General features: G+C 39.5%; 7 protein-coding genes. 1 reads left to right on the top strand and 6 read right to left on the bottom strand.

What is annotated here, in order from left to right; all coding sequences use genetic code 11:
- Nucleotides 1-547: 547 nt before the first annotated feature.
- The 5 genes from dnaN to ACOVQQ_RS09455 all read right to left on the bottom strand — a co-directional run bounded on the left by dnaN (nucleotide 548) and on the right by ACOVQQ_RS09455 (nucleotide 5,357).
- On the bottom strand, nucleotides 548-1,663 hold the full coding sequence (gene dnaN, locus ACOVQQ_RS09475; protein WP_421817986.1) for a DNA polymerase III subunit beta: 1,116 nt from the start codon (nucleotides 1,661-1,663) through the stop codon (nucleotides 548-550).
- A gap of 80 nt (nucleotides 1,664-1,743) precedes the next feature.
- Nucleotides 1,744-3,438 (bottom strand): gliding motility-associated ABC transporter substrate-binding protein GldG, encoded by a 1,695-nt coding sequence (gene gldG, locus ACOVQQ_RS09470; RefSeq protein WP_421817985.1) that lies wholly within the window; start codon nucleotides 3,436-3,438, stop codon nucleotides 1,744-1,746.
- Between the two features lie 2 nt (nucleotides 3,439-3,440).
- Entirely contained in the window at nucleotides 3,441-4,166 is a 726-nt protein-coding gene (gene gldF, locus ACOVQQ_RS09465) for a gliding motility-associated ABC transporter permease subunit GldF (protein WP_421817984.1), read from the bottom strand.
- 49 nt (nucleotides 4,167-4,215) lie between these two features.
- Nucleotides 4,216-4,515, bottom strand: coding sequence for a putative quinol monooxygenase (locus ACOVQQ_RS09460; RefSeq protein ID WP_421817983.1), 300 nt, complete (start codon nucleotides 4,513-4,515; stop codon nucleotides 4,216-4,218).
- Complete coding sequence (locus ACOVQQ_RS09455) at nucleotides 4,512-5,357, bottom strand: SAM hydrolase/SAM-dependent halogenase family protein (protein ID WP_421817982.1); 846 nt, start codon at nucleotides 5,355-5,357, stop codon at nucleotides 4,512-4,514. The genes ACOVQQ_RS09460 and ACOVQQ_RS09455 overlap by 4 nt, the downstream gene beginning before the upstream one ends.
- 119 nt (nucleotides 5,358-5,476) lie before the next feature.
- Between ACOVQQ_RS09455 and ACOVQQ_RS09450 the strand changes: the two genes are divergently transcribed.
- On the top strand, nucleotides 5,477-6,427 hold the full coding sequence (locus ACOVQQ_RS09450; protein ID WP_094485205.1) for a PhoH family protein: 951 nt from the start codon (nucleotides 5,477-5,479) through the stop codon (nucleotides 6,425-6,427).
- A gap of 274 nt (nucleotides 6,428-6,701) precedes the next feature.
- On the opposite strand, the gene ACOVQQ_RS09445 is transcribed toward ACOVQQ_RS09450, so the two are convergent.
- On the bottom strand, nucleotides 6,702-7,223 hold the full coding sequence (locus ACOVQQ_RS09445) for a hypothetical protein (protein WP_421817981.1): 522 nt from the start codon (nucleotides 7,221-7,223) through the stop codon (nucleotides 6,702-6,704).
- Nucleotides 7,224-7,338 lie beyond the last annotated feature (115 nt).

Here is a 7,338-nt window from a genome sequence, read left to right as displayed (position 1 = left end):
AAGCCGAGGTAATATTGCAATATTACAAGTAAATAATTGTAAAGCCGGCTATTCGCTTAAAATACTATTATGTAGAAATTGACACGGACTAGGTATCGAAAAATAATCTTTAGCTAGCACGGCTTCGAAAACTCTTTTAAGGGCTTTGTGAAAATATAAACGTAATATTGCAATATTACCTAGGGTTAAGATTAATTAAATCAGCTATTTACATATGTGCGATATCGGTTGATTTTCGCTCTATAAAAGATAAAATTTCCGCAAATTAAGTGAGTTCTTAATGCAACTCAAATAGCCAAAATCCAAACGAGTTTTTTGTTCGATCAAACAAAAGATAAAAGGGTAATTTTTTAGAGATCGAACCTCTGGTAACGATTTTCGCGTTAGGGAGTGCAGCGAAAATCCTGTTTTGCGGTGGCATTTATGCCGCAAAACACCCCGATAACTATCGGGGGTAGCGAAAAGCCCGATGGCGGTTATGTATTACCACCAGACGCTTGCCGCCGGACCGTCCAAAAAAAACCACTCATAAAGAGTGGCTTGTTATTTAGCTGTTAATCATAACCGGCATTACCAGCATCATGACTTTTTCGCCTTCGTCGAGACCGTCGACAGGAGTTAAGATTCCTGCGCGGTTTGGGAGCGACATTTCGAGCTGAATTTCGTCGGACGTTAAAGTGTTTAGCATTTCCAATAGAAATTTGGAATTAAAGCCAATCAATATATCGTCGCCTTGATAATCGCAGGTCATGCGTTCATCGGCCTTGTTTGAGTATTCAACGTCTTCGGCAGAAATGTTGAGTTCGGCACCGGCAATCTTTAAGCGAATTTGGTGCGTAGAACGACTACTGAAAATCGATACACGTTTTACCGATGTAAGGAATAAATTGCGATCAATGATCAGTTTGTTCGGATTTTCTTTTGGAATAACCTGATTGTATTTCGGGTACGTTCCGTCGATTAATCGACAAGTAAGTACCACATTGTCGAACGAAAAAGTTGCATTCGATTTGTTATACTCGATTTTTACTTCAGCATCCGAGGTTTGTAGGATGTTCTTAAGAATATTTAAAGGCTTCTTCGGCATTACGAAAGCAGCTTCTTCGCTCGATTTTACGTCGGTTCTCTCGTATTTCACCAATTTATGCGCATCGGTAGCAACAAACGTTAATCCTTCCGGAGAAAATTCAAACAAAACGCCCATCATCACCAAACGCAACTCATCGTTACCGGTTGCAAAAATGGTTTTGGTGATTGCGGTTGCCAATATTTCCGCAGGAATACTTACTGAAGATGGATCTTGTAGTTGTTCTGAATCTGGGAAATCTTCACCAGAAACTGCCGATAAAGCGTATTTTCCTGAATTTGAACTGATCTCCACTGCGGCATTTTCCACAGTAAAGGTAAGTGGCTGTTCCGGAAACGTCTTCAACATATCGAGCAATAATTTTGCTTGAACGGCGAATTTTCCTTCACTTTCCGATTCGATTTCCAGTGTTGCCGACATTTTGGTCTCTAAATCCGAAGCTGAAACGGTTAGTTGCGACTGATTAAGCTCGAATAGAAAATTCTCTAAAATCGGCATCGTGTGGTTGTTGTTGATAACACTTCCCAACACTTGAAGTTGTTTTAGTAGGTATGAACTGGAAACTATAAATTTCATAAGTGTGAACTTTTATAAGGGGTAAAAATGAGACTAATTTTGAAGTTTTACAAGTATTCGCGCTAAACTATTTTTCAACATTAACGCGCGTATTTTCGTTTTCGGAAATAAAAGATGAGAACTCCAGCAAGACCCAGTGCAATTAGCGGTAAAACGATGGCGTAAATTTGTGTATTTACGTAGTTTTCGGCAACTAAATTGCGGTCGAGTATCGGTAAAATTATTTCTTTATTTCTTAAATAGATAAGTTTGCTGTCGTCGAGTAAGTAATTGATACTGTTTAAAATAAATTCTTTATTGCCGTAAAACTTATTGGTCCACTTATCAAATCCTAACTCCAAAGGAACACCGTTTGAATCAAACTGATTTTTAATCACATCACCATCGGCAATCACTATCATTGCCGTCGGTTTCTTTGCCACACCCAAAAACGTTTTATCGGGAAAGGCCAGTACGCGATTGTTAAAAACCGATGTAAACTTTCCTTCCAATAAAACAGCTAAAGGAATCGGAACTGCATTTGCAAAAGTTGCCTGATCGGGTCGCTCCTCCACCATACTCAAACGCACTTCCACAGGTGTTCCCACAGCGATTGAAAGCTTAGAAGATTCCAACAAAACTGTTTTCTTTATGTTATTGTTCAACAATTCTATTCCGTTGGCATATTCAAATTTTACACCATCGATATTCGACACTATCGGATTATCTGTAGTTACCGGCGGATACGAAAACGGTGCGTAAAACCATGGAAATTGCGAATAAGTAGTATTGCTTCCTTGCTGTCCTGTAGCTAAAGCAATTGGTGTTGCTTGTCCGATGTCTTTTACCAATACAGGAGCAATTCGAATTCCGTATTTAAAGAAAAGATCGTCGAGATTTAAAGTCTGATTTCTTGGAAAAGCAATTGCCGATCCGCGTTCGTTGAATAAACTGTCGGTTTCAATCGCAACTTGGTCCATCAACCAAACCGACTTTCCGCCATTAATGACAAATTGATCGAGCACCTGTTTTTCAGCATCGCTAAAAGCTTCCGTTGGCTTCGCTACGACAATCAAATCGTACTTTTTTAAATACGCGGCAGCTTTTTGCGGATTTGTTCCCACAGAGTCGAGCGTAAAAGTACCAATGCGGTATTGATCGCGAACAGACGTAATAAAGTCGGCAATTTTTATATCGTCTATTTCGCCGTTTCCTTTCATTACCGCAACTTTCTTAGTCTTTTCGGTGCTTACAATTTTGATGGCATTTGCAAAAGCATACTCCAAATGTTGCACACTACTAATCACTTTTTGTTGTGTGTCGGGATTTAATCCGTTTTTCAACAACGGTATTTTAGTCGATTTATCACCCAAACTTGCTACCGCCCAAGGGAAAACCGTTTCTTGCGATTCTACACCTTTTTCTTGCACGCTTACGCGAACGGGCATTAAACCACGTTCAACAAAGGCTTGAATAACAGAATCTTGTTTCGTTTCGTTCTCTAAAGGATTTACAAACTCGAATTTAATGTTTGAATTTCGCGCTTCAAATTCTTCGAGTAATTGCAAGGTTTCGGTTTGCAAACGTTTGAATTCACCCGGGAATTTTCCTTCCAAAAAAACATCTAAATACAGCGGCTTATCGATTTTATCTACGATCTCTAAAGTTTGTTGCGATAAGGTATAGCGCGAATCGGCGGTTAAATCCACACGAAAAAAGAAAAAAGCACTAAGTATGTTAAGCAGTACAAGGCCTGCGATCAAGAATCCGAGTTGTTTGTATGAAAACTGTTTCATCGTTATTTGATTTTGGCTTGTAAACGAAATAGAGTTAAAACAGAGAAAAGTAGTGCAATACTGATGAAGTAAATTAGATCGCGACTATCAATAACACCGCGACTCATGCTGCTAAAGTGCGCCGACATACCTATTTTCTCTATGGTGCTGGCGAATGTTCCGAAGTAGGTTGCGAGCGATTCAAATCCGAAATACATAAAAAAGCAAATCAGCAACCCAACAATAAACGAAACTATTTGGTTGTCGGATAGGGTAGAGGCGAACGTTCCAATGCTACTAAATGCTAGTATCAAAAAGCATAAACCCGCATACGAGCCAATGATACTTCCGCTGTCGAGCGAATTTCCTTCGTAGGCTAAATTTCCTATCAAAAACAAATAGAATATTGTGGGAAGCAGAGCAAATAGAACCAGGAAAAATGCGGCGAATAATTTTCCGCCTAGCAATTGAAAATGTGTAATTGGTTTGGTAAGCAACAACTCGATTGTTCCCATACGAAACTCGTCTGAAAAGCTTTTCATTGTAACCGCTGGCACAAGAAACATCAGTATCCATGGGCACAAATTAAAGAAAGGCGTGAAATCGGCGTAACCGGAATTGAGCACGTTGTAATCGCCCTCAAAAACAAAAGTGAACAGTCCGGCAAGCACCAGAAACACCGCGATGACCAAATAGGCGATGGCGCTGCCAAAAAAACTTCTGATTTCTTTCAGGAAAATTGCTTTCATGCGACTTTAAATTTTGCAGCTGCAAATGTAAGGCTTGCGCAGAATTATACTACACGAATACTTCGGTAATTTGGTTAACCGACCAAGCTTCGGGTTTTCCAGCGAACATTAGCTTGGTTTCGCTCCAAACCGCATCAAAAAAATCCGACTGTCGATAGGCATTTAAAGCGGCTTCGCTATCCCAAAAACTGTAGGTAAAAAAGATACAGGAATCCGCTACATCTTGATACAGCACTAATTTTTGATTTCCTGGAAAGTTACGAATACGCTCTTTTATAACTTCGAAATTTGCTAAAAAGCTCGGCATAGCATCTGGTTTTAGCTGTAATTTAACGATGCGAATAATCATGATTTAAAAGTAATTACGACCGGATCCAGATATTTTACACCGAGTAAACTCTGCGCTGCACCGCTTCGCTGCGGATTTCCACGAAAAACAGCGATTTCTAAAAATCCGGCGTCGTTGAACATTGCCAATGGCTGGCTGCTGTATTCGATGATTTTAAAGCGTTCGTCGCTGGCAATATCACTGTAATTTTCGACGATCCGACTAATGCTTCCGATGCCCGAAACCGTTGCTCTGGGCAAAGAAATTTCGAAGCTACGTGCTTTCGCAAACGAATCGAAAAAGCGTTTCCGAATGTTGGTTACAATATTGCCAAATCGATCGAAGTAAATGGCACTTCCGTGAATTTCAGTTCCGTTTGCCGCCAAAGTGGCTTCGGGAGCTACGGTATCAGCAAGTTTTTCTTTAGGCTTGGCTACCACGCTCACGGCACCATTTTTTGCTAAGTGAGCTGCCACGTGCAAAAGCGTTTGCAAGTCGCTCTGTTCCGCTAAAGCTTCGTGAATGTTGATTTCGTAAATTTCCGCGACAGCGTTATTTCCTAATAGAAGTGATAGAATTCCGTTATCAGCAGCAATAAAATACTGGTTAGCATATCGAACAAGCACATGTTGTTGCTCACGATTTCGTTCGTAATCAACTAAAATTAAGTGAACGGTGTTATCAGGAAAATGAGAAAAAGCTCCGTGAATGAGATAGGCAGCTTCAGCAATATTAAAGGCGTCGACATCGTGCGAAATATCAATAACTTTTGCTTCTGGAGCCAAAGAAAACAGTCGTGCTTTGGCCGCAGCTACAAAATAATCTTTTAAACCAAAATCGCTGGTAAGCGTAATTATTGACATTTATTTGTTTATAACTAAAATCGTCGCGGGCTATTAAAATCCCTAAATTTGAGACAAAGCTACATTATTCTTCATGAAAAGGAAGCTTGAAACTGTTTTAAAAACTAAATACAATTCATTTGAACGAGCGCATTATTGAGTTAGTTGACATTGCTCCCAAGGATTTTTGGGGTGCCCAAGACGCCCATTTGGAGACTATCAAGAAGTATTACCCGAAGTTAAAAATTGTTGCCCGCGGTACAACCATCAAAGCTTTTGGCGAAAAAGAAGTTTTAGATGAGTTTGAAAATCGTTTTAACCGCCTGATGCTGCACTTTAGCAGATACAACAATATCGACAATAATGTAATTGAGCGCGTTATTGAAGGCGGTGCACAGAATGTAGAGCGCATGGGCGATCACGATAAAATTTTAGTGCATGGTGTAGGTGGGAAAATCATCAAAGCCATGACTCCAAATCAGCAGTTATTGGTTGATACGCTTCAGAAAAACGACATGGTTTTTGCTGTTGGTCCTGCCGGTACCGGAAAAACCTACACAGGCGTGGCGATGGCTGTGAAAGCACTAAAAGAAAAAACGGTAAAGCGTATTATTTTGACTCGACCTGCCGTTGAAGCTGGAGAAAATTTAGGGTTTCTTCCTGGCGATATGAAAGAGAAGCTCGATCCGTACATGCAACCACTATATGACGCGCTTCGCGACATGCTTCCGAACGAAAAACTGGAAGACTACATTTTAAAAGGCATCATACAAATTGCTCCTCTGGCTTTTATGCGCGGTCGAACGCTCGACAACGCCTTTGTAATCTTGGATGAAGCGCAAAATACCACGCATTCGCAGATGAAAATGTTCTTGACGCGAATGGGTCGCAATGCGAAATTTATGATTACCGGAGATCCGGGGCAGGTAGATTTACCACGACGTACAATCAGCGGTCTTAAAGAAGCCTTACTGGTTTTGAAAGACATCGACGGTATCGGTATCATTTACCTTGACGATAAAGATATTGTACGTCACCGTTTGGTGAAGAAGGTAATTGATGCATACAAGAAAATCGAAAACCACGATTAGATTATTTACTATTAGTAACATCGATCCTTTTAGTCGTACCTTTAAAAGTATTTGAAACCTACTTCCAACTCACCGATTTGAATAACTTGGCAGGAACAGAAGGAAGGAAAAAGTAGAATTGAACAGTTCCGCGAGTCCGGCAAAAGAAAAAGGCTGCAAAGTCTATCAAAAAACAAGAGAAAGATAAAGCGGGCAAATCAGATATTTAATAATAATACAATAAAAAAGGGGATGTGTAAAATCATCCCCTTTTACTTTGTTATACGAATGGGCATTAATATTTATAAGCAATACCCGTTTTTATATTTTGTGAGCCTCCCAAAGCGTTTGAGTTTGCACCAACAGTACTTTTATCTGCAGTCATAAAAATGAAAGGGCAACCTAATGCGGCAGCAGCCATTTTCAACTTCTTTGAAGCTTTTTTATCGCCAGTATTTCCCGTTTGGAAATTAATTAATCCAGTTTTTCCGCGTACTTCTCCAACTTTCTTTAATCCAGCTATGTAATCTTTTTCTTCAAAAATGATTACTTTCTCCCAGTCATCTTCACCCTTAACAACAATTTTTTCTGTTACTTCTTCAACTCTGCCGCTTTTGCCGTAAACAATTTTTTCAATCGCATATTTGCTCATGGTTATTTCGGCATCTTCACCATCGTACTTGAATTCAATAGTGTACTCCTGTACTCTAACAACTTTTCCTTTGATAATGTCGCCGTTGTGCTTTGTAATAATGTCAACTTGTGCTTGAAGATTTGCTGTAATCAATACAATTAATACGTAAAATAATTTTCTCATTTTTTTCTGTTTTAGTGGATTGCGAAAATATATAAAAAATGCGAACACGATAGAAATTAGTAGAAATAATTAAGTTTTGAGGCGAAAAATTCCGTAGTAATTATATTTATTAATT

This window comes from Flavobacterium sp., assembly GCF_049240005.1.
Taxonomy (GTDB): Bacteria; Bacteroidota; Bacteroidia; order Flavobacteriales; family Flavobacteriaceae; genus Flavobacterium.
The sequence above is the reverse complement of the archived record's forward strand: the minus strand, read 5'-3'. Positions and strand labels throughout refer to the sequence as shown.